The 23,936-nt window shown below is 37.9% G+C and carries 20 protein-coding genes; 10 read left to right on the forward strand and 10 right to left on the reverse strand.

The window, feature by feature from the left end:
• Positions 1–79: 79 nt before the first annotated feature.
• Positions 80–1,927 carry an asparagine synthase (glutamine-hydrolyzing) gene (gene asnB / locus G4D63_RS02835; RefSeq protein WP_163177474.1) on the reverse strand — a complete coding sequence of 616 codons (1,848 nt, stop codon included), beginning with the start codon at positions 1,925–1,927 and terminating at the stop codon, positions 80–82.
• 279 nt (positions 1,928–2,206) lie between these two features.
• On the opposite strand from asnB, the gene G4D63_RS02840 reads away from it, so the two are divergent.
• Positions 2,207–2,758 (forward strand): DUF2777 family protein, encoded by a 552-nt coding sequence (locus G4D63_RS02840; RefSeq protein ID WP_163177476.1) that lies wholly within the window; start codon positions 2,207–2,209, stop codon positions 2,756–2,758.
• Between the two features lie 331 nt (positions 2,759–3,089).
• On the opposite strand, the gene G4D63_RS02845 is transcribed toward G4D63_RS02840, so the two are convergent.
• Positions 3,090–3,431 carry a YisL family protein gene (locus G4D63_RS02845; RefSeq protein WP_163177478.1) on the reverse strand — a complete coding sequence of 114 codons (342 nt, stop codon included), beginning with the start codon at positions 3,429–3,431 and terminating at the stop codon, positions 3,090–3,092.
• A gap of 162 nt (positions 3,432–3,593) precedes the next feature.
• Between G4D63_RS02845 and G4D63_RS02850 the strand changes: the two genes are divergently transcribed.
• The 3 genes from G4D63_RS02850 to G4D63_RS02860 all read left to right on the forward strand — a co-directional run bounded on the left by G4D63_RS02850 (position 3,594) and on the right by G4D63_RS02860 (position 6,020).
• Entirely contained in the window at positions 3,594–4,784 is a 1,191-nt protein-coding gene (locus G4D63_RS02850; RefSeq protein WP_163177480.1) for an ornithine--oxo-acid transaminase, read from the forward strand.
• A 222-nt stretch (positions 4,785–5,006) separates the two neighbouring features.
• The gene (locus tag G4D63_RS02855; protein ID WP_163177482.1) at positions 5,007–5,555 is read left to right on the forward strand and encodes a DUF3231 family protein; all 549 of its coding nucleotides are present in this window, start codon (positions 5,007–5,009) and stop codon (positions 5,553–5,555) included.
• Between the two features lie 303 nt (positions 5,556–5,858).
• Positions 5,859–6,020 carry an aspartyl-phosphate phosphatase Spo0E family protein gene (locus G4D63_RS02860; RefSeq protein WP_163177484.1) on the forward strand — a complete coding sequence of 54 codons (162 nt, stop codon included), beginning with the start codon at positions 5,859–5,861 and terminating at the stop codon, positions 6,018–6,020.
• Positions 6,021–6,157: 137 nt separating this feature from the next.
• On the opposite strand, the gene G4D63_RS02865 is transcribed toward G4D63_RS02860, so the two are convergent.
• From G4D63_RS02865 to G4D63_RS02875, 3 genes are read right to left on the reverse strand one after another with little or no spacing between them, the layout of a single operon-like run.
• Complete coding sequence (locus tag G4D63_RS02865; RefSeq protein WP_163177486.1) at positions 6,158–6,670, reverse strand: GDYXXLXY domain-containing protein; 513 nt, start codon at positions 6,668–6,670, stop codon at positions 6,158–6,160.
• Positions 6,663–7,862 carry a DUF2157 domain-containing protein gene (locus tag G4D63_RS02870; protein WP_163177488.1) on the reverse strand — a complete coding sequence of 400 codons (1,200 nt, stop codon included), beginning with the start codon at positions 7,860–7,862 and terminating at the stop codon, positions 6,663–6,665. The genes G4D63_RS02865 and G4D63_RS02870 overlap by 8 nt, the downstream gene beginning before the upstream one ends.
• Entirely contained in the window at positions 7,862–9,046 is a 1,185-nt protein-coding gene (locus tag G4D63_RS02875) for a DUF418 domain-containing protein (RefSeq protein ID WP_163177490.1), read from the reverse strand. Before G4D63_RS02875 ends, G4D63_RS02870 begins: the two co-directional genes overlap by 1 nt.
• 144 nt (positions 9,047–9,190) lie before the next feature.
• On the opposite strand from G4D63_RS02875, the gene G4D63_RS02880 reads away from it, so the two are divergent.
• The 6 genes from G4D63_RS02880 to G4D63_RS02905 all read left to right on the forward strand — a co-directional run bounded on the left by G4D63_RS02880 (position 9,191) and on the right by G4D63_RS02905 (position 11,279).
• Positions 9,191–9,412: a spore germination protein gene (locus tag G4D63_RS02880; RefSeq protein WP_163177492.1), complete on the forward strand. Its 222-nt coding sequence runs from the start codon at positions 9,191–9,193 to the stop codon at positions 9,410–9,412.
• A gap of 11 nt (positions 9,413–9,423) precedes the next feature.
• A complete protein-coding gene (locus tag G4D63_RS02885) occupies positions 9,424–9,639 on the forward strand; it encodes a spore germination protein GerPB (protein ID WP_163177494.1) in 216 nt (71 codons plus the stop codon).
• 113 nt (positions 9,640–9,752) lie between these two features.
• Positions 9,753–10,379, forward strand: coding sequence for a spore germination protein GerPC (gerPC, locus tag G4D63_RS02890; RefSeq protein ID WP_163177496.1), 627 nt, complete (start codon positions 9,753–9,755; stop codon positions 10,377–10,379).
• Positions 10,376–10,546 carry a spore gernimation protein GerPD gene (locus G4D63_RS02895; RefSeq protein WP_163177498.1) on the forward strand — a complete coding sequence of 57 codons (171 nt, stop codon included), beginning with the start codon at positions 10,376–10,378 and terminating at the stop codon, positions 10,544–10,546. Before gerPC ends, G4D63_RS02895 begins: the two co-directional genes overlap by 4 nt.
• A gap of 15 nt (positions 10,547–10,561) precedes the next feature.
• A complete protein-coding gene (locus G4D63_RS02900) occupies positions 10,562–10,927 on the forward strand; it encodes a spore germination protein GerPE (protein ID WP_163177500.1) in 366 nt (121 codons plus the stop codon).
• Between the two features lie 133 nt (positions 10,928–11,060).
• Positions 11,061–11,279: a spore germination protein gene (locus G4D63_RS02905; RefSeq protein ID WP_163177502.1), complete on the forward strand. Its 219-nt coding sequence runs from the start codon at positions 11,061–11,063 to the stop codon at positions 11,277–11,279.
• Between the two features lie 118 nt (positions 11,280–11,397).
• Here G4D63_RS02905 and G4D63_RS02910 read toward each other — a convergent pair whose 3' ends face one another.
• From G4D63_RS02910 to addB, 5 genes are all read right to left on the reverse strand, one after another.
• Positions 11,398–11,703 carry an HNH endonuclease gene (locus G4D63_RS02910; protein WP_420837789.1) on the reverse strand — a complete coding sequence of 102 codons (306 nt, stop codon included), beginning with the start codon at positions 11,701–11,703 and terminating at the stop codon, positions 11,398–11,400.
• Positions 11,704–11,759: 56 nt separating this feature from the next.
• Positions 11,760–15,143 carry an AAA family ATPase gene (locus G4D63_RS02915; RefSeq protein ID WP_163177506.1) on the reverse strand — a complete coding sequence of 1,128 codons (3,384 nt, stop codon included), beginning with the start codon at positions 15,141–15,143 and terminating at the stop codon, positions 11,760–11,762.
• Between the two features lies 1 nt (position 15,144).
• Positions 15,145–16,326, reverse strand: a complete 1,182-nt coding sequence (locus G4D63_RS02920) for an exonuclease SbcCD subunit D (protein ID WP_163177508.1) — start codon at positions 16,324–16,326, stop codon at positions 15,145–15,147.
• A 321-nt stretch (positions 16,327–16,647) separates the two neighbouring features.
• Entirely contained in the window at positions 16,648–20,391 is a 3,744-nt protein-coding gene (gene addA, locus G4D63_RS02925) for a helicase-exonuclease AddAB subunit AddA (protein ID WP_163177510.1), read from the reverse strand.
• Positions 20,369–23,875: a helicase-exonuclease AddAB subunit AddB gene (gene addB, locus G4D63_RS02930; RefSeq protein WP_163177512.1), complete on the reverse strand. Its 3,507-nt coding sequence runs from the start codon at positions 23,873–23,875 to the stop codon at positions 20,369–20,371. The genes addA and addB overlap by 23 nt, the downstream gene beginning before the upstream one ends.
• Between the last annotated feature and the right edge of the window lie 61 nt (positions 23,876–23,936).

The raw sequence follows: 23,936 nt of genomic DNA on the forward strand, positions 1-23,936 counted from the left end.
ACTAATAAGGTCAAATCATAAAGTATAAAAAAATACACCACTTTACAGTGATGTATTTTCTTACTTTGTATGAATTTAGTTACTCTTTTACGTTAATGCCATATTCTTTGAACCAAACGTGAATTTGGGCTAAGTGTGCAAGAAGTTGTGGTCCAGTCATAAGCTGGCCAAACCATGGCACAGTAAATGCTTTCCCTTCAGTTGCTACTATTTCCTTTAACTTCTTTTCATCAAAGAAATGATAAAGAGCAGAGGACTTATCTTGTAATATACTCTCCATCCAACCTTTTACTGCTTTCGTGTAATTCGGGTTGTGAGTTTTTGGATAAGGACTCTTCTTTCGATACAGGACATCATGAGGTAAAGTGCCTTCAAGTGCCTTACGAAGAATTCCCTTCTCACGCCCCTCATGCATTTTCATCTCCCAAGGAATATTCCAAACATATTCTACTAAGCGATGGTCTGCAAAAGGAACACGTACCTCAAGGCTTGCTCCCATACTCATCCGATCCTTACGATCTAGTAATGTGGTCATAAACCAAAGCATATTTAAATAGAATAATTGTCTACGCTGAGCCTCTTGTGGAGTCTCACCATCAAGAAGCGGTGTCTCTTTTACGGTTTCATCATAGCGATCTTGAACGTATTGATTTAAGTTAAGTTTCTTTCTCCAATGTGATTGAAGAAGACCTTCTCTAAGCTCAGTAGACCTCATCCAAGGAAATGCACTTGATGCTAAATCCTCTGGACGATGAAACCAAGGGTATCCACCAAAGATTTCATCTGCACACTCTCCGGAAAGTCCTACTACAAAATCCTTTTTTATTTCCTTACAAAACCACAAAAGTGATGAATCTACATCTGCCATTCCCGGTAAGTCACGAGCTAATACGGAGTCAGTTAAATGATTAACTAACTGGTCTGTTGTGATCACAGAGTTATGGTGTACCGTACTAAATGTGTCAGACATTAACTGAATCCATGGTTGATCAGAATTTGGTTGAAATTCATTTGCTTCAAAGTATTTATCATTATCCTCATAGTCAATCGAGTAAGTGTGAAGTGGACCTTTGCCCTCTTTTTCAAAGGCATTTGAAGCAATTGCTGTAATAGCACTTGAGTCTACTCCGCCTGATAAAAAGGTCATGACTGGAACATCAGACACAAGCTGTCTCGTTACCGCATCTGTGAATAAGAACCTTACTTTTTCCGCAGTTTCCTCAACACTCTCGTGATGTGGTTTACTTTCTACATTCCAATATCTCCAAATTTTCAAACCATTTTTAGAGAAGCTCAAAGAGTGTGCTGGACGCAATTCCTTTACACCGTTAAAAACCCCATGCCCCGGTGAACGCGATGGACCTAATCCAAATACCTCCGATAAACCATCTAATCCAACCTCAGCTTTTACAGAAGGGTGAGCAAGGATTGCCTTTAACTCTGAACCGAAAATCAAATGGCCATCCTGTTCATAATAAAATAATGGCTTCACTCCTAAACGATCTCTACCAATAAACAGCTTTTCATTCTGTTCATCCCATACTGCAAATGCAAAAATTCCATTTAAGTATTCAACACATTGCTCTCCCCACTCTATAAAGGAAGTGAGCAAAACCTCAGTATCTGAATGAGATTGAAACGTATACCCTTTAGAAAGTAGTTCCTTTCTTATATCCTCTGTGTTGTATAACTCTCCGTTATAACAAATCGTATAAGACTGCTCGCCCTTTTTCCTACTCATTGGCTGTTTTCCGCCTGCAGGATCGACAACAATTAATCGTTTATGTCCAAAGGCTGCATGCCTTTTCACCCATACATTTGTATCATCTGGGCCACGAAGGGCTAAGGATTCAGCCATTTTTTTGACCGTATTCACTTCATTTTCTAATGATTGTTTATAGGATACCCATCCTGTAATTCCACACATGGTGTCATCATCCTCTCTATCGTTTCTTAGTCAAACGATGTCAAACACTCCTTCCATTCTATGCAGTAATTTTCAAAAGGATTCTTTAGGCGAGTGATGTAGGGTTGTTTCCGTTATTTATAGAAAGCACTTTCATTATTGTTGGTACTAAGGGTTTACAGCTTCTGTTTTGAATCATCACAATAATTATTTTTTTTAATAAAATGAAGTAACGGATTATAATTTGGTCTATTTTTGTCAACAAATGAAGATAGGTCTGATTGAATTACGGAGGAAGCCATGAAATTACAACAACGACTAGAGCAGCTCCCAAATCAGGAAAGAGCCTTCATGATTGGGTCAGTTGAAACAATTCACGAGCAATGGGTTTTCTTTGATGAACAGGATGAACCTTCTGCTTTGATAGATATCATTAATGATTCCTATCAAATTAAAATTAATAATCAATGGGAAACCTTTGAATCATTCGAAGATGGAATGGCGCTAGGAAAACAAGTGTATGCAGTAAGAAATGGAGACATCTTTAAAATTCAAAAACCACTGAACTATGTGTATCAAGAATGGTTAAATGAGCTTACAGATGAAGCTTTTTCAAAACTGATTACCCTATTAAACACTCTTCAATTTTCATTATTTGATTGCATTTACTGTCACAATTTCTTATTCTACAAAGTCCAAACCAAACCAATTAACGGGGTTAACTTCATTGTATTTGATAACGGTGAAGAACTGTGTTCAGTACATCATCATTTTAAACGAGGAGCTACTCGAAGTGACCGATTCGAGGTAACAATTAATAATGGTAAAAGGCATATATTATCAAGCCTTTGAACAAACATGACAGGATTCTCTATTGAGATCCTGTTTTTGTTTATATCGCCACCTGATAACCGGTAGAAGGCTACTGAACCGTTCTTTTCCTTATAAAAAGGCTATGTTAAACATTGTTGTTGATTTTCGTTACAGGACACTCGCTTTCCGCGGGCGAGTCCGTGAGCCTCCTCGGCGAAAAGCGCGCCTGTGGGGTCTCCCGTGACCCGCTCTCCCGCAGGAGTCTCGCGTCCTTCCACTACAATCACCACTGCAAAAAATCAATACTGGTCTTTAACACAACCTAAAAAAAGCCCATTCATTAGAAAATGGGCTCTTTACCATATAACTTTTATCCTAGAATTCCGTATCCATATACGAATACTAAAACCAATGAGATCACTAATTGAATCCAAAATATCTTAGTAGGCTTTCCTTTACTTCCTCTAGTTAAAATAAACTCCATACAGAAAATTACCCATAAACCTACAAGTGCTTTAATATTTGCCGCTCCTTGAAATTGATAATAAGCAGCAAGTAGATGTAAGCCCGTTCCTAAAACAAGTAAATACAATAGACGCAGAACCATCTGGATAATTTTTAGTGGTTTTTGTTTATTTGCTCTTAGAAGATAAACAGCAACAAAAAACAATACTAACGTTAAAAACCATGTTGTTACGTGTACATGAATCATATGTAATCCTCCTTATTTCTTGCACTTGTCCAAAACTATCATACACGATTTATATGTAAAAATGAAGATTAAGCTTTGATTTTAACAATTTGGAGCACAATATTGTTATAATGTAAGTTGACTTTGAAAAGTACTTACAATTATGAGAATGGAGGATTATTCATGACAAAAACTCAAGAAATTATTTCACAAACAGAAAAGTATGGAGCGAATAACTACCATCCACTACCTATTGTTGTAGCAAAAGCTGAAGGTGTTTGGGTTGAAGATCCAGAAGGTAACAAATATATGGATATGCTTAGTGCTTATTCCGCGGTTAACCAAGGCCATCGTCATCCTAAGATTATTCAGGCCCTTAAGGATCAAGCGGACAAAATTACACTAACATCTCGTGCTTTCCATAATGACCAATTAGGTCCATGGTATGAAAAGGTATCTAAGCTAACGGGTATGGAAATGGTATTGCCTATGAACACAGGAGCTGAAGCAGTTGAAACTGCTGTAAAGGCAGTTCGTCGTTGGGCTTATGATGTAAAAGGTGTTCAGGATGACCAAGCTGAGATCATTGTAGCTGAAGAAAACTTCCATGGACGTACAATGACTGCTGTATCTATGTCTTCAAATGATGAATACAAGCGTGGGTTTGGTCCAATGCTTCCTGGAATAAAGATTATTCCTTATGGTGATACCGAAGCACTAAAGGCAGCAATTACACCAAATACAGCTGCATTTATCTTTGAACCGATTCAAGGAGAAGCTGGGATTAAAATTCCTCGTGAGGGCTTCTTGAAGGAGGCACTCAATATCTGTAAAGAAAACAATGTGTTATATGTAGCAGATGAAATTCAAGCAGGACTTGCTCGTTCTGGTAAGATGTTTGCTTGTGACTGGGAAGATGTGAAGCCTGATATGTATATTTTAGGTAAAGCATTAGGAGGCGGAGTATTCCCGATTTCATGTGTAGCTGCAAACCGAAATGTACTAGGCGTTTTTGAGCCAGGTTCACACGGTTCTACATTTGGTGGAAATCCACTAGCATGTGCAGTATCAATTGCAGCACTTGATGTGTTAGTAGAGGAAAAGCTTGCAGATAGATCCCTGGAGTTAGGTACATATTTCGCTGATCAGTTAAAAGAAATTAAAAATCCAATTATTAGTGATGTTCGTGGTAAAGGACTATTTATTGGAGTTGAATTGAAAGAACCTGCTCGTTCTTATTGTGAAAAACTAAAGGAAAAAGGGTTACTTTGTAAAGAAACACATGAGAATGTAATCCGCTTTGCTCCTCCATTAGTAATATCTAAGGAAGATCTAGACTGGGCAATCACACAAATCAAAGAAGTATTGGCATAATATTGTAAAGATATATAATATAAAAACGCTAAGGTGATTGTTACCTTAGTGTTTTTTCTTTTCTTACCAGTCTTCTCCCAGCAAAAACTATTTAACAAGAGTATCAACTTCATGCCCCTGCCAAAAGATTCACTATATTCTTTATAATGTTAAATTTTTCATACCATGCATGATTATCCTTTTATTGGAAAATATATCATTAAAACAATAGGAGGAATACATATGACAAGTATCGTAGAGGCGGTTAAGGATTTATTGCAAACAAATTTTGATAATGAACCCAAAGCCCCCCTTCATGTTGGTGAGGTTATGAGTTGTTGGATGTATTTAGCATTAATGGATGAAGCAACCATTTACTTACAAATTGGTATTAATACAACAAATGATGATGAAGTAAGAAAACTTTTAATTGATAGCATGAAGCAATGCTCAACTCAAGCTAATCGATTTAAAGACCTTATGAGAAAAGAAGGAATACACCAACCTCCAACAAGTGAACCACGCCCAGATTCAGAGCCAAACTCAGTGCCATTAGGAGCTAAGCTAACAGATGAGGAAATCATGAATGGATTAAGTTTAAAAACGGCAACAGCAGTTATTCATTGTGCCACTGCTGCCAGCCAAGCTATTAGAGTAGATATTGGAGCAGCCTTTACACATTGTTTGTTAGAAAAGCTTAAATTCGGAGCATCTTTGAGAGAAGCAATGAGAAAAAGAGGTTGGATTAAAGTGCCACCCTATTATTATCCACCAGGAGCACCTAAACACTAGGTGCTCTTTTTATATTTACAATCAACCTATAAATCCCTTCTGGTCCTTCCTTCACAGTGTAAACATCATTAACAAATCCTTGTATTCAATGTCCTTTACACTTAGTCCTCGTAAAAAAAGAAAATATAAATATTGCATAGAAACCTCTTTCTTACAAATACACATTTTACTGTTGGTTTTTTAGAAGTTTTGTAGGTTTTTCACTAATTTTGACGAATGCGTTTTACCTATTACTCTATTGTGTATAATATATCTAAATTAGTCAGATGGTATGACAATTCAATATGCAAGGGATAGAAGTTAATGCTAGAATTATTAATTGAAGAAAAAAGAGCAGAAATGATTGGTTTAGCTATGAAACTTGGTTTTACAGCTAAAGAAACAGTCGCATGTAGTCAAGAATTAGATGAATTAATACATAGAAAACTTACTTCCTTCCCCGCTATGGTGCTTAGTGGGATTTAGTAGGTAAAACGGTGATCTGTAATGACTTATCTGAACATGGATGGGTCATTTTTATGGTTGTTTTCATGCAAACACATAAGACGTTATTAACATTTCCTATAGAGACAAAGAGAGACTACTAGTCGTAGTCTCTCTCTTTATGGTGTTATCATTTCAAGTCGATCGATCTTCATTTGACCCCATGGAGCTATTTTTATATACGCTTCCATATTACCGCGCTGCTCTTCTAACTCTTTACCGGTACCTTCTGGAATGAAATAACGCTCAAGGCCGTATTCGATAAACAGTTCATCCTCATCAAAATCATAGATGTAGCGACCTTTTAAAGTAACTTGATGATCCTCAAGCTCTGGTTCTTTTGTACTAACAGTAATCGCCTGATAATATTCGCCTTCTTGCTCTAATACTACATATACCTGTTGCTCATACGCTAATTCTTCAGAATCAATATAAAGTTTTTTTGGAATGGTTGAGATCGAGTATTGCAGAACGACATAGTCCCCGTAGAATATATCTCTAGGGTCCACAGGTTCTGTCTTCAAACGAATCTCCTTTCCAAACCAATCTATTGCATAAAAAGATGCTGACATAACTAGAAGGAGCATTACCTGTAAAAGAACGACTACGTAAAAAAGAGTTCGCTTAGTCATGTCTCTTCACCCCTTTTACAAGTTGACGTCTTCGTTTTTCTAACAACCAGCTTAAGATAAATAATATAATTCCCCCTAGTAAGAAGAAAATTGATTTTGGCATAAAATCCCAAGCCAGTTGAATATAACCAATGAAAGCACTTAGTAAAAATAACATCGTCCCAAACGTTGCTTTTTCTGTAAGTTCTTCTCGATATCCAATCACTAAGAGACTAATAGAATAGATAAACAGAAGGAGCATATATAGTACATCGACCATGACTCCAACATAAAAGACAGGTAAATATAATAGGAGATCGGTAACATCTAAACTCTTCTTCTTTAACCAATAAAATAATCCGAAAAGGATGACTAGAATAAATGGATAAACGGTTAATCCATTTGTATTAATACCTTCATATTGTAAAAAAGAATCAAACGTGAAAATGGTAAAAATAGATACAAGAATCGCACTGATCTGCATAAACAATTGAATGGGCCTTTTTATTTGATCCTTTTTTAGCCACTCACTCATCACATATAAAGCTAAAAAGAATATAAACAATACATGATAATTCCACTCTTCACTTATTACAAGAAACAAAGCTGTCAGCGAATAAGAAAAGGAGAAAAGCACACTAATGATTGTATGTGGGCGGTGATAAACGAAATGCCCTACTCCAAAAAATAATAAAAGTGCGAGAATGTAGCTAAACGCTGAGAACTGAAACATAGTATATAATTGTCCTACTGTAATAATTGCCATAGTTACGATGAGTAGGAACTTACTTTTCCAAAGTTGAACAACCAATAAACCTGCAAGTGCCCATATTATAAAGGCCCTAGCATCATAGGATTGAAAATGATACATCTGACCGAGCAAAAAAATGCCTGCCCCAAACGAAATTATTCCAATTCCTAACAGGCTATTACCTATTCGCTCATTACCGTTTCTATGTGCACGCTCACCAGCTAGGTAAAACCCACTCATAACGATAATGATAATGAATACGCGAACCAAATCATGAATACCGTCCCAGTTAGATGCAATAAACGATAAGATCCCTAATCCAATTAGGATACTTGCGAATACTGGGAGCAAATTTGATGTCTGTTCCTTTTTATAACGATTTACTATTTGTTCATATTGATCCTCACTAATTAGCTCATCTCTGACCCACTTTCTACCTTCTTTTTCAACCCACTTTCTCATCAGCCTTCCCTCCTTTTAAATGGTTGAACTCGACCATACGTTAAACTTCTCCATACCCATTCAATGGGTCCATATACAAAGTACCTCAACCAAATGTAGCTACATATTACCTGACTGATATAGATGAATATTGTGAGTAAAAAAGCTTGGAAATAGGTGATCTCACCATAAAACCCTAGACCGTATCCATAAAAAATGGTTGTACAGATTATAGATTGAAGTAAGTAGTTAGATAGCGACAATCTTCCAACATATGAAAAAGGCTTTAAAATGGTATGCCAGAAACTTTTCTCCATCAATAAAACAATCGAGGTAGCATAAAAGAGCGCTAGTGCTGGACCTCCGATTGCGTCTTGAATATACTCCGTAGCAACATTCTTTGTCGTCAAATAAGGAAGTAGTTTAGTTGGCACTGCAGTCACCAGCGAGATGCCCCACATAACCCAGATCATTTTTTTATGTTCCTTACTATTTTTAAACCAGTTTACCTTTGCCACATAAGCACCAAGTAAGAATAATGGAAGAAGCGAAATCAAAAGGAAAAATGCGGATTCAAAGTTATTAACAAAAAAGTAATCAGTTACTCTCTGTGATGTCGCTTCAAAAAAAGTCCCGTACTTATAATGTTGAAAAGACTCTTCAATCATCATTTCATTTCGGGGCAACTGAGCGTTTTCCGGTGAAAAAATGGAAAGTAGTAATAATAACCCACTTAAAAGAACAGCAGGGACTAATAAAATAGAAAGACTAGTAATGAACAAGCCCTTAGGACTCGCTTGATAAAACAAAAGTAGGATTCCTCCGATTAAGGCATATGTTATTAGAATATCTCCATGCCATATTAGCGTAGCATGAATGATACCGATCACAAGTAATACAATTAGACGTCTCATATATAATCGCTTATAGGAATGTCCCTTTGCTTTTGCCCGGTCTAGAAAAATAATCATTCCAAAGCCGAATAAAAATGAAAAAAGGGTATAAAAGCTTGCCTGCGCAAAAATATCAATTAAACTGGTAATCCATGAATCCAGTGCAGATTCGTGGTCTAGAGTTCCTAAATATAAGGCAGGTGAATGGAAGGAAGACATATTGACAAGAAATATTCCAAGAATGGCAAAACCACGAATCACATCAATAGATTGCATTCTTTCATGATCAGAAATTGGATTTGTATTTAGCATTATTAATCTCCATTTTATTTTATAGGTGTCTCATTCTATTATACTTCGTTATTGCTAATATTTGCTAATTAATCCGTCTTGTAAACAAAAACGGGCTTTTATCATAGGATATCCCATGGAATTCTTTTATAAAGGGTGTTTTGTATGCCAGCAATTGTAGGTGCAGTAAAAGTTATAAGTATCGGGGCTTCAAGTGTCTTTAATATTGGGGATGTATTTATGATTACCCCTACTTCAACAGCAAAAACCTTTTCTGGAGCTGGTTCCTTTAATACAGGAGATGGTCTTCGCGTTATAAATAATCAAAGTGCAACCAATACCCAGGACTCTGATGTGGTTGACCAGCCAGTAGTTGATTTAGCGTAAAGGAGGATACTATGAACTTCTATATCCATCAAAATATAAATATAAATATGTTGAAGGTTGGGAGTGTTTCAAACTCCTCAGTTCTTCAAATCGGGAGTGCAGGTTTGATAAAGCCTTTATCAAATCTATATAATACAGGTGGTTTTAAGGAACCAGCTCCAGTAGCCGGTTCTCCAGGCGGAGCTCTTGAAGGACCTGTCGTACCACTTACACCTCCCACATCCTAATTCTTACTATTTTATCTAGGCATTCACCCATTTCATCTTTCAACATATGATAAAGAATAAACCGTGGACTTCGTATGTTACGCTATTCTGAATTGAAAAGGGTGAGAAGTTATATGTATTACAACCAATATGATTTGACCGGATATTTTCAACAAATCAATCAGTATATTCAACACCAGCAAACCGAGATTACTAGCCTCCAAAAATCAGTTCAAGCCCTTCAGGCAGAACTAAAAGAACTAAAAACAAAGCCTACAACCAATATCGAGAAGATTGAATATAAGTTTGATCAATTAAAGGTGGAAACATTAGAAGGTACGTTAAATATTGGATTAAACCCTTATAATACAGACCAGGTCGAAGAGTTTGCTGTTAATCAAGGGGCTATGAATGTACCTCAAACACCTCAATTCAATCCACAGATACAGGAAAGAATTCGCCAGTCCATACATGAGCATCTGGAGGAAAATGGCTATCGGACCATTCAGGAAATTGAACAAAAATTAGGAATTCCTCCAAATGAATCCTATTATGATTTTATGATTGAAGATGTAAAGAGACAGCTTGATGGTCGGATTACCTATTATATAGAACAAACTCCATCGCAGCACTGGGGTACTGAAGAGCGTTCAGGCCAAGCCACTGAACAAATTACCCAGAAGCTAAAATATGACATAGAGCAAGCATTCGTGGCTTTTATTCAACATCTACCTAATGAATGGAAGGGTGAAAAAAGATGAATTTCACGGTCGTAAATAAAGGAATTCAGGTAGGGCACATAAAAGTGGTGGGCGTATCATCCTCTTCTGTCTTTCTGATCGGTGACACAGAAACAATAGCTCTTTCATCCACATTTGATACACCACCTGAATCGCTCATTATTGGACCATTTGTACCATTAAAATAAGGAGGGCCAAACCTCATGTATCGTCGAACCTCTATTGTACCCAACATCTATATAAACTCATTGGCCTTTAGTTCTGTCTTTGAGATCGGTGATGCGGATACTATCCAAGCGAACTCAAGGGCAATAGCCGTTCAAAGGCAATTTCCTTTATTTGTAGAAGGAGAAGCTGATTTTTCTGATTATCAAATTTTTTCAGAGCCTATTCCAAGCCCAGATCCAGATGAAACAGTCTCGACAACGTTTATTCACGAAAACCCTGTTATTAAAGTACAGTCAATGTATGTGATTGGTGTCTCCAATTCATCTGTTATTCAAGTTGGTTCTTCAAGAAGTGTTAACGCTGAGGCGAGAGTAAAGCATATACGCCAACTTCTAGATTAATTTCTTTAAAACTAGGTCGAACCAATCTCCTTTTTCCACATAGGCTATTATATAAGTAATTTGTAGTGTCTAATGGCCACCTTGAAGTCAGTCAAGAGGAAAGGTCGACACTAGGTATAAAGGGTGTACTCTAATGCCATCAATCGTTGGACCGATTACCATTAACAGTGTTAGCGGAGGCGTCATTAATTTTGGAGACTCTTTAAATATATCGCCAACGAGCTCTTCAAAAACAAATGCAGGATCTGGTGCTTTTAATACAGGAGAATGGATTTGTACAAATAACGGAATTAGTGCCACAAATACAATTGATCCTGACCTTAATGATCAGCAAACAACGGATGTTAATTAAGATAGTAGAAAAAAGAATTTGTAAAGCGACTCCTTAGATAAAGGAATTCGTTTAGCTTTGACTAGAAAAATAAGTTTGATAGTACAAAAAAGGCTTCCCATGGTGGAAGCCTTTTTTCTTATCGTCCTTTTTGCTTTCTTTCGTTCGATTTTCTAATTCGCATCAATTTACCAGATGGTTGCTTTCTGATCCATTTTACAAAACTCATTAGTTTTTCATCCTGCCGTAGGTCTTCAATAGTTGATAAGCGAATCGCCAATTCCTCATTTGTGTAGAGAGCATGAATTTGCTTATGACATGGAATACATAAAGTGGCAGTAGCTCCAAACGTTCCGCCTTTTTCTTTAGGGAGAAGATGATGAATGGTCGTTTCAACACCAGTACGCCCGCATAGCTCACATCGATCCAGCCTCTTCACCTCCACGAATACAGTAAGTACTATTAATGTACCCAGTGATGATTGGTCTTACAAAAATGATGTTATAAAATTTCTAACCTAACTCTTGTTCCAATCCCCGAAGGTTCAGCAGCCTCGACAATTAATTTCTTTTGGAGTCTTTGTCTCAACTCATGAACATGGCTGATTACTCCTACAGAAAGACTATTGCTGTGTAACTTTTCTAATGCTGTGATGACTGTATCTAATAAATCACCATCTAATGTACCGAATCCCTCATCTAGGAAGAAAAACTGAAGAGGGTACTCTCCCCTCAGCTGAATTTGAGCCGATAATGCTAGTGCTAATGCCAATGAAGTTAAGAAGGTTTCACCACCTGATAAGGTATTTACAGGTCTTCGCACCCCTCCATTTGCATCATCTCTCATGATAAAGCCACCAGAAGAGTCAACTTCTATCGCATATCTTTGTCTAGTTAACAATCCTAACCGCTCAGAAGCGTCTCTTGCCACTCGAACAAGCTGCTCTTCTGCCAAAAATTCTACAAAGCTATTTCCTTTTAATACTTGTTGAAGCTTACCAAGCTGTTCGACCTTTTGGCTAATGTTTAAGCGAACATCCTCTAATTCTGAGTATCTTGCATGCTTCTCTTTCAACGATATTAGCGTTTGGTTAATCGAACCCTTTTGTTCTACTAAAACTTGTAATTCTTCCTTCATCTCAATAAAGATAGCTGAGGTTTGCTTCCATATTTCCTCGGTTATTTGATTGTCCCCAATTAACTTACTTACCTTATCTAATTCGTGGTTAATTTGCTTTACTTCATCTATATAGTTCTGAAGCTCTTCTTTTAGACCCTTGCTTTGTTCAGGAGGTATAATGACAGCTTGAAGTTCTGCTAGTGTAGTAAACTCAGAATCTTTACTTTGTTCTACCCATTTTTCATTTGCCTTTTGAAGCTGATGTTGTAAATCATTTAATAGGCTAATGTGAGTTTTAAGTTCTCCCTCTATCCCCTGAATCTTACGTCCTATTTCCTGATAAATTTCTTGCTCTTCTTTTTCTTGTTTATAAAGGTGCTCAAGCTGAAGTTCAACATCCTTTAATAATTTGTCTACATCCCCATCGTTGGTGATCTGTTGAATCTGTTGAATTAGTTCAAGACAACGTTCTTGTTTATGTTTATATTGACCTTGTAGTTCAATTTGCGTTTTTTCTAATTTAGTAACATGGTCCTTAGCACTACTTACTGCCAGCTCTTTATCCTCCAGAAACGAAACACTCTTCTCGATTCTCGCATGCAGTGACTGTGCTTCTTGATCTTGCGCGACTAATTCCTTTAAACGTTCATTAAATGTTTCAAGCTGGAAGTTTGGAAATTCATTCGCCCATTTTCCAAGAGCTTCTCGTTCCTCTTGCTGAAACTTGTCCATTTTATTTTTTAGTTGTTCTAGCTCTTCATTGCTGATCTTAATAACTTGAACATGTTCAGCTAACTGTTGCTGTAGCTGATTTTTATGTTTTAATTCCTTCTGAACCTGCTCTTTCCGTTGCAGGACATCTTGGCTAATTCCTTTAATTTCTGTTATAAGCAACTCAATTTCACTCATATTTATAACTGATTCAGTTTGTGAGCTTACGAGTGGAGCAGAAAACAGCGTAGTGCTAATCCCTTCATTTATAAGCAGGTCTGCTAATTGCTCAAGTGAAAGCTTTAAAGAAATAACCTGTGGAATCACCTGATGTAACTGAGCTAGAGAATCTTTTCTATTCTTCATTTGTGCTTCCATCTCAATATCTTCTGAGCCTGAAAGAATGTGTGTATTTGGATGCTCTGTTGAGCCACAGACTGGACACGGCTCCCCTTCTTGTAAGCGATTTGCAAGATGTTCCGCAAGCTTTTTCTCCCGATTTTGTTCCTGCTCTGTTCTGAGTTTTTCAATCGAGTTTTCAGTCATATGCTTTGCAAATTCTAGTTTTCTCTCCTGCTCACAAATTTGCTCATACATGCTTTCTACACTTTTAAAGGAGCTTACTAGCCTTGAGTGAAGTTCCTCATTTTCTCTAGTATGATTCCGTAAAAGTTCCTGTTTCCCCTCAACTTGCTTGTATCGATCTTTATATGACATTTTCAGCTCTTCTATTTGCTGTCGCACATGCTCAATATACTGCCTTTGTTCTCGAGCCCTTTGGTATTGCTCACGAGTGTCCGCAGAAATCGAGATCTTACTAAGCTGCTGTTTAAGCTCTTTTTGTTTAAGTTGGCCTCTATCTAGCAAAGACTTATTTTCCAGATACGTTTTTTGTTCAATCTCTAACTTTTCATGTAACGTGTTAAGCTTATTTGTTAATTCTTTCACCTCATTTTCAACCTGAAGTTTTGTTATTGTTAATTCTTTTGCACTCGTTAATTTATCCTTTTTGCTTAGCAAAAGTGGTTCTTCTAAGATCCTATTTTTATTTGCCTCAATATACTTTTCTTCAGCTTTTTTATAGTTTTCTCTACGATCACTCAGAGCTTTTTCTAATAACACTTTTGCCTCAAGAGTACTCTGATAACGTGACTCTGAATGAGAAAGTTCTTCAGCATAAGGCAGTAGCTTAACAGCTTGATCAGACCGCTTCACTTGAATCTCTATCGCATTCATTGTCTGTTCTTTCACCTGTAAGCTTTGAAGAGTTTTGACTAAGTGTTGCTTTTCCTGCTCCCATTGCCAAAGCTTCGTCTGATTTTCATATTTCTTTTCAATTTCTGTTAGTTCTATTTTCCTTTTCGTTAATAGGATCTCAAGGTCTGAAGCTTCTTTTGTAGCCATGTCAATCGCTTCCTGGGAAGCATCACCTAAACCCACTTGCTCTGCTTCAATCTCCTTTACCTTTTGACTCGCCTCTTGTAATCTAGCTTTCACCTTCTTACTAAGCTCATCACCATATCGCTCAAGATGAAATAGACGCTGCAGCATTTGACGGCGGTCTACTCCTTTTAGTGACAAGAACTCAGCAAACTTACCTTGAGGTAACACAACTGCTCTTGTAAAGTCTTCAATTGTTAACCCCAATAGCTCCTGTATTTTTTGGTTAACTTCACCTGTCTTATCAGCTAGTACAAAGCTTTCTTCACCTTTTTCAATTAGTCTACATGAACCCGCTCGTAAACGAATATCATCAGCTCGCTTAAAGCTTCTTTCTACGAGATAACGCTTCGTGCCTGAAGAGTGAAGTAGCTCAAAGGTAAACGATACAGACAATTCGTCCTCTGCATGATTCATAATTCCTTGTGTTTGATTAGCAGCACGTTCTACTTTTCCGTAAAGAGCTAATGTCATTGCATCGAGGATCGAGGATTTACCACTTCCTGTTGGTCCAAAAATCCCGAACACTCCACCTTCACATAACGATTCAAAATCAATTTCTTGTTTTTCACGAAAGCTATGCAGCCCAGCGATGGATAATACAATCGGTTTCATGTTAGTCCTCCTCCCCTACAGTTGATTTTTCCTCGTTTAAGAGCTCAAGGAACACATTCAATAGTTCAGGCTCAAGCTTCGCACCACCTGTTTGTCTTTCGTAAAATCGCTTAAATAATTCATCTACAGGTAGGTTACTAGCCGCAGCTAATTCTTGTTGTTCGATTTCAGCTTCAAATACAGGTCTGATATGAATAATACCAGCATGTGATTTGCGAATTCTTTGAATTTCCTCGATCGACAAGGTATTTGTTACGTGTATTTCAAGATCAATCCATGCTTGTTGATCCTTTTTACTATCTAGCCACTGATGGACCTGAGAAACACCTTCTGTTGCCTTCCATCTAACTAATGGTTTACCTGATGATAGATAGATTTCCGTAACCTGCGCTTCACCACCTGGAACCACATCAATAATTGAAACGGACTTTGTATATCCCGCTTCCGAAAAGCTATAAGCAAGTGGTGAACCAGAATACCTTGCAATCGTTTCTGCACGCTTTATCATTTGAGGACGATGTAAATGTCCTAGTGCCACATATTGTGCTTGCTTTGGTAGGCTTGTCCCTGCTACTGTATATGCCCCACCAACCTCAATTGGGCGCTCCGAATCTGAGCTACTTCCTCCTTGCACATAAAGGTGACTCATTGCAACATTTACAGTTTGGGGAGAAAATTGCTCGCTCATAAATTGGAACATTCTCTGTATCCGTTCATCATATTTATTTCGTAAAGCTAGTTCGTCATTGATTTCTGATAATACCTCAGATAGTCTCGATTCTGATGGATAGGGTAATGCTGCGAGCTTTAACGTCTCATCTGTGGTAGGTACATATATGCTCTGAACTTGGACAGTTGGGAAACCAACAATAGATATGCCTTGTTTTTTTGCAAGAGGAGCAGCTGCCAATAGTCGATCTGGGCTGTCGTGATTTCCGGCAATAATTGAAATCGATCTTTTCCCATTGTTTGATAAGCGTGAAATCCCCTCATAAAAGAGCTGCTCTGCTAATGCGGGAGGATTTACCGTATCAAATACATCCCCTGCCATTAACACAACATCTACCTGTTCACGTTCAACAATCTCAACAAGCTCATCCATAAACTGCGCCTGTTCCTCTAACCGACTGCGTCCTTCTAACGTTTTCCCCAAATGCCAATCTGCAGTATGTAGTATCCTCATTCTCTCAGCCCCCACCTATCTTATTAAAACTATTCTACCATAGCCCAAAACTATCAATCTATCGTCACACACTAACAGTTTCTGTCACTTGACATTAGTGGTTTCCACCTTTGTTACCGAATTGCGTGTGATTCTGGATATTTGCATGAAACTAGTATTAATTGCATGTGATTCTGGATTATTTGCGTGAGTTTACATGTAATTGCGTGATATTGATGATTATTGCGCAATTGTGTTTTTTAGGAGAAAAACAACGATCACTGACCTGATCAAAACAAAAAAAACACGAACCAACTAAAAAGGTTCGTGTCTTTCTAACATCTATAACTTAACAAGGTGCTCACCATCAAAGAAGTATAAATATTTTTCCTGGAGTGGCTTCTTCCATATTTGTTCAATCGCTTTACTGTATAACTCAACCTGCACTTCGTAACGATCTCGTAAAATGCTTTGAAGGCGATCTAGGTCATCTGGAAGACTTTTAGTCACATCTGTTTTAAAGTCTAGTAACACACTACCTTGCTCATCTTCAAACAGAAGATCAATAACCCCTTGTAGTAGGATTGTTTCAGTTTCACCCTCCCAGTCTGGATACACTTCTGTCGCTGGTAAACCTATACTGAATGGAACCTCTCTCATTACTTCTTTTGCCCCTAAGATTCGTTGACCAATATCAGTTTTGAAGAAAGTCACAATGCCATTCACATTGATATGCGTAGCTTGTTCTTCTGTTAAAAGCTCGTTAACCACCATATAAGAGAGTAGCTCATGAACGCCTTCTTCTGAAACAGGCTGATCTAACGGGATATGTTGCATGACCATATGCATCGCTGTTCCTTTTTCAGCTGGAGTTAACGATTTTTCCTGTAGAAATCTTGGACGGTCAGTGATCGGCTTTTTTAATGGTTTGATAAGAGAAGTTTCACTATACGCATCATGAACCTCTCTCATTCTTTTAATTTCTGAAACTGATTGCTTTGATCGATGAACAGAAGCTGTTTTGTAGTCATACTCCCATGTTAAACGGTTTTCAATGATAGACTTATACTCACCCTCTAAAGGAAGTTTTTCACCCTTTTCCATCGCTTTAAGAAGAGTTTCATCTATTCCAGAATCTTGTTGTTGAGCTAAATCCAGCTGTCTTGGATCTACTAAGGTTAGCTCCCAACGGGATGGATGAGACGATATATCAGCTAAACTTGGTGAAAGAATCTGTTCCTCTCTCAATGAAGTTGTCTCGTTATGACGAATTAATGAAGGAGCAATCCAATCTATATAGCACTTCGCTTTTGAGCGCTCATAGCTTGGTAAAAGCCAATCATTATGATGTAACTGTTGATTCCATTGCTCTCGTTTCTTTTCTAAGCGCTTTACGGTCCCAATCAAAAAAAGTTTTTCCTTTGCTCGAGTAAGGGCTACATATAGGACACGCATTTCTTCAGCTAGCATTTCATTTCGTATTTTTTGCCTGATCGCTAACTGAGGTAAGGTTGGATAGCTAATTCGTAAGGTCGGGTCAATATACTTTGATCCAAATCCTAAATCTTTATGAAGTAGAAATGTGCTATTTAGATCTCTAACATTAAACGGCTTAGAAAGTCCTGCTACAAATACGACCGGAAACTCAAGCCCCTTGCTTTTATGGATCGTCATAATTCGAATGACATCCTCTTGCTCACCTAATGCTCTTGCCGTTCCTAAGTCGTCACCACGGTCCTGCATTCTTTCAATAAATCGTAAGAAGCGAAATAGCCCTCTAAATGAAGTTGATTCATATTGTCTTGCACGATCATATAGAGCTCGTAGATTCGCTTGACGTTGTTTTCCACCAGGCATTCCTCCGACAAAATCATAATATCCTGTCTTTTGATAGATTCTCCAAATCAATTCGGAAAGAGAGCCAAGTCTTGCATATCTTCTCCATTTTTGAAGCATCAAATGAAATTCCATTAGTTTTTCATACGTCTGGTTATTAGCAGTAGTTGCACCATTCTCTAAAAATAGTTTCACTGCATCATAAAAGGGACCCTTTTTCTCCTTTAACCGAATCATCGCTAGTTCGTCGGCACTTAACCCAACAATCGGAGATCTTAGTATAGCTGCTAACGGAATATCCTGATACGGATTATCAATCACTCTTAGGAGAGACATCATAATGGAAACTTCAGTAGCCTCAAAATAGCCTGATGACAGGTCCGCATATACCGGTATTCCATGTTGTTTAAATTCATCCATAATTTGTGGTGCCCAAGGCATCGAGCGAAGCAATATGACAATATCTCGATACGTAATATCTCTCATCGTACCAAGTTTTTTATCAAATACCTGATAACGCTGTTGAATAAGTCCTTTAATTTTTCCCGCCATTAGCCTGGCTTCTAACTGGACGGTTTCTAGTTCAACAGGATCAAAACCTGATTCTTCCTCAGAATCCAGTTGTTCTTCACCATCATGATTAATGATAAGTAGCTCTGCCTTTGTATCTACATGATCAGGATAGTTAGCACCTAACTTCAGTTCGGCATGTTCATCGTAAGCGATTTCCCCAACCTGTTCGTCCATAATCTGTTTAAATATATAGTTTGTTCCATCTAATACCTCTGGACGACTCCTGAAATTTTGAGATAAATCTATTCGTAATCCATATTCATTTCCGTCTGGAGAAAAAAGCTTGTATTTTTTTAGAAATAGACCTGGTTCTGCTAATCGAAACCGGTAGATGGATTGCTTCACGTCCCCTACCATAAATAAATTACCAGGATCAGGCTGATCCTTACATACTGAGCGGATAATTGATTCCTGTACATAATTCGTATCCTGATACTCATCCACCAATACCTCATTAAAATGACGCTTGAAATAATGAGCGGCTGCTGATGGTACATAGCCTTCTGTTTCAGCATCCAATTCACGGAGTATATTTAAGCAATAATGCTCCAAATCAGCAAAGTCTACCAGACTTTTCGAGAGTTTTACCTTTTCATAGCGTTCGCCGAACTTATGAACAAGCTGAGTTAGTGTTTCAATAGATGGCTTCATCTTTTTAATGTCATTTAAATAGGATTCAGGTTTACGATCAAAAAAGTCCTCTTTAATTTGTTTAACTGCATTTTTAGCTTGTTCTCGTAAATCCTTTACTTGTTCCTTTAAGAGCTCATCATATTCATCGCCCTTGACTGTTTTCAGTTGACTGAATTTCAACTGCTGAAATGTATCATATAACTTCTCCCAGCTAGAATGATAGGCTTCTTCTAAGGTATAAAGCTGTTTCAGATCCTCTTCAATCGTAACAGCTCGTGGAGCCGGTCCACCTGGTATTCTTGTAAGTTCAAGGGCTTGCTGTAGCATTGCTCTTGCACCATCTAACTGCATATGAATGTCTTGTTTAATTACCGATAGAAATGGTAAATCATTAACCTTTGTTTCCTCACCTGTCACATAAGCATCAAGTAATCCCTGCAACCAGCCTTCAGGATTTGGATGTGCACGAGATTCGTCATAAAGTTTCCTTACCATCACTTGGAGGTCACTATCATTTCGGTCTCCTGTATAGCGGTCCACTACATCAAAGAAGGCATCATTTCCTTCTGTTCCATACTCTTCTTCAAATAGTTCCTCCATTACCTCTTCTCGGATTAATTGTGCTTCCGTGTCTTCTGCAATTCTAAACGTTGGATCGATATTAATCAGATAATAATACTTTCTAATAACCTCTAAGCAAAAAGAGTGAAGAGTCGATATGGATGCACGGTTTAACAAGCTTAACTGTCTTCTTAGGTGTAAGGATGCTGGGTTTTCAGAAATTGCCTTCTCTAGTGCTTCACCAATACGATGTCTCATTTCAGCAGCTGCAGCGTTTGTAAAGGTAACAATTAATAGACGGTCCACATCAACTGGCTGATCCTTGTCCATCACTTTACGAATAATTCTCTCTACAAGAACGGCCGTTTTACCTGATCCTGCCGCGGCAGCTACTAGAATGTCCATCCCTCTTGCTGTAATTGCTTTCCATTGATCATCTGTCCATTGTGCACCTTCAGGCTTAGGAGGAATGGATTGTTTCATGCTGTAACACCTCCTGCTTAATACGCTCTAGCACGGTTGCATCGTCTGTCCCTTGAAGAGAACGAAACGTATTTTCATCCAATCCATCATCAAATTGACAAAATGGCTTATAGTTACAATACGTACATGGCTTTTTGTCCTTTAGCTGATAAGGACTAATCTCTACCTTTCCATTCACGATCTCTTGACCAATAGATTGAAAGGTTTTTCGTACATATTTACGGAGCTGAGTAAATTCCTCCTCACTTGCAATCTGGGAGTTACTGTAGAAGCCGCCAGTTTTCTTAAGGCCAGCTGAGACAATCCTTGAATGACCACTCTCTAATGTTGAATCCATTAAACGAACAGACTCCTCATCACCAAGTAGTAATCCTTTCATCTTAAAGCTCTTTAATAACTCTTCTTCAATATCTTCTAATGCCAATTCTGTTTTGGTTTTAAGCATAGGATTATGAACATGAAAGTATAAAACCCCAGCCGGTTTAGTTTCTTGTCCAATCCAAGATTTCGAATGTGATAATACAATATCCAAGTAGGTTAGCATTTGTAGAGATAAACCGTAATAAACCTCTGATAAATTCAATGCTTTTTGACTTGATTTATAATCAACAATTCGCAAATACGTGCCCTTTGATCCAGTAGCAACATCGACACGATCAATTCTTCCAACCAGCTCTAGCTGTGCTCCATTTTGGAGGTCAAGCTGTATGGCCGGTAATTGACCATTTCTTCCAAAACCAAGCTCTAAGCCAACAGGTGTAAATCCACTTGCCTTTGCATGCTCACTTAAAACAATGGAAGCTCTGCTGATTACATTTGTAAGCTTTCTCTTAAGATAGCTGTATCGATTTGAGCTCAACAGGATTTCCTTTTGTATCTGTGGTGCCAGTACGTTTACCACCTGATTTGCTAATTCTTCACATTGTGATTTTGTTATTTGACTCCAAGTCAGCTTCTGCTTATGAAGCTCATCTGCCATCATCTTTAAAGCAGCATGAAAGAATTGCCCAATATCCGGTGCCTCTAGTCGATATATTTGACGTTCCTGTAGACGTAGTCCATATGAAGCAAAATGAGAAAACGGACAACTCTGAAACTGTTCCATTCTCGAGACACTACCAACAAGTGTTTTACCATATAGCTCATCACTAATCTGCGATGGAAGTGTGTTTTCCTTATTTTGATAAAATAAACTTTTCAACACCCTTGTACGAAGCATCTTCCATTCCTTCTTATGCTCGTAGGTATTATAAACGTCCCACCAGATGGAGGAAATCGGATAATATCTTTTCCATAACTGTAGCTGTGAAGCAAGATAGGAAATCGTTTTTTGAGGTGTAGTTATATAGTCTAATTGATCTTCCTCGGATAAGTCCGTTGGATCTTGAAGGATTAGCTCTTCTTTAATTGACGGATACAGATCTTTTATTCTTTTTATGAATATAGAAGGCACCAGTGATTTTCCTTCTTCATTTGCTAACGGATAAGAAAGCCATAGCTGGTTAGACGGAGAAGAAACAGCCATATATAATAGAAACTGCTCATCTAAAAGCTGCTGTTTGCCACCAGGTGAAAGCTTTAGACCTGCATTTGACAGAACTTCTCTTTCCTCTTCATTTAAAACACCATCCGCACTTGGTACAGCTGGTATCACACCATCATTAATACCTAAGATAAAGGTTGCCTTGATACTAGAAAAACGTGAGTGTTCGAAATCACCAATCACTACTTGATCAATCGCTGGGGGAACAAGAGCAAATTTAAGTGCCTCAATTCCTGCTTCCATCATTGATTGAAAAACATCATAGGACACGTCTTTGTCACCCATTAGTTCAACAAACTGATCAAATAGCTCAATGACTGCACTCCATACCTGTGTATGCTCTCTAGCCTTACTCATTTCATGATCCTGTTCGGCTTCATATCGCCATTTTTCAAGCTTAGTTGGAACCTCTAATTCTTCTAATAGTAGATATAAGGCTTCTGCATATTGTCTTCCAGTCTTTGCCTTCTTTAGTTCTGTTTCAAACCGCATAAGTGGTGCTGAAATAATGGTTCGGAGCTTATCTATTTTTTCTTCCATCTCATCTTCTGAGGTGGTTTTGGCTAATCCCTGCTCATCAATACCGACAAACCTTCGATATGCCCATCTAGACTTGTCCTTCCATCTAAATCCTTGAATTCCATATGCAAGTACATAGTTTTCGAGTATATCAAACTCTTCCCTAATAATGCCCTCATCTTCCTCTAGTGGATACATGAGATCTGTCTTAACACAACGAAACACCGATTCATATCTCCAGCTACTTGATACTACCTCTAAAACAGATCGAATCAACTCGATTAAAGGATGGTGAAGCATAGAGCGTTTTTGGTCAATAAATAGCGGAATGTCATATTCTTCAAAAACGGTTTCAAGTAAATCCTGATACACCGTTGTATTTCGAAGAATGATAGCTACATCACGGAAACGATAATTCTCCTCACGAACGAGTCGCAATACTTCTTTAGCAACTGCTTCAACCTCGGTTCTTCGGTTTACTGCACCCCTTAGCTTAATCCCTTCTATACTGTTTGCTTGAACTGTGGGTCTTGATTCAAAATGCTTCTCTAGATGAGAAAGGGCCGGTAAATGCTTGGAACGTAGGTTATCTGACTGAATATGGACCATTACTTTCTTACCCATGTTTTCAGCCATTTCTTTAAATTGTAGAAACGTTTTACCTGTCATATGAAATAACTGAAGCTCATGCGGGTGATGAGTGATTTCTCGGTCAAGCGTTAGCGCAATTTGAACCCCTTTACATACCTCTAAAAGCTTCGCTAGCACCTCTAGCTCTTGAGGTGTAAAACTGTGAAAGCCATCTATATAAATGGTCGCTTCTTTTAAATAGTTAGAAACTGGGATTTTTTCTGAAAGTAAACGCAGGTAATCCTCGGAATCTACATATTTCTGAAATAACTGTTCTTCGAATTCCTCATAAATCATAGAAAAGTCATGAAGCTTATGAATTAGTGTAAGATCCCCTTCATTAGAATGCGCCAAATCAGCTAGCTGCTGTTTGATCCCTTCTGGTGTGACACAATATCGTTTACACTCTTTAATCATCGACTCAATATGTTCTACGAAACCTGCCTTTTCGGCTGCTTTTCCATATACAACAAAGTTTTGCTTTTGATTCTCAATGATTCTTCTAATTAGCATGCTTGTCCCAACATTGTTAAGGTGGTAACGACTCATTCCTCCAGTCTCCTGAAGAACACGCCAAGCTAATCGTGTAAAGCTAAATACCTGAGTTCGAAGCATGCCTCCCAATCCAGGAGTTTGAATCAAATCATATTCTATTTGAAATGTCATTTGATCAGGGACAAGATAAACAATCGGTGCACCTATTGGTTTTGCTTGTAGTTCTGTTCGCACCTCTTCCAAGAATCGGTGTGTTTTCCCACTCCCAGACCTACCGAGTATTATTTGAAGTGTCATTTGATGACATCCCCTTACGATTTAAATTTCTATTATCATTCTATTCTACTAGAATGTATTT

The organism is Bacillus mesophilus (genome assembly GCF_011008845.1).
In the GTDB taxonomy this organism is placed as follows: Bacteria; Bacillota; Bacilli; order Bacillales; family SA4; genus Bacillus_BS; species Bacillus_BS mesophilus.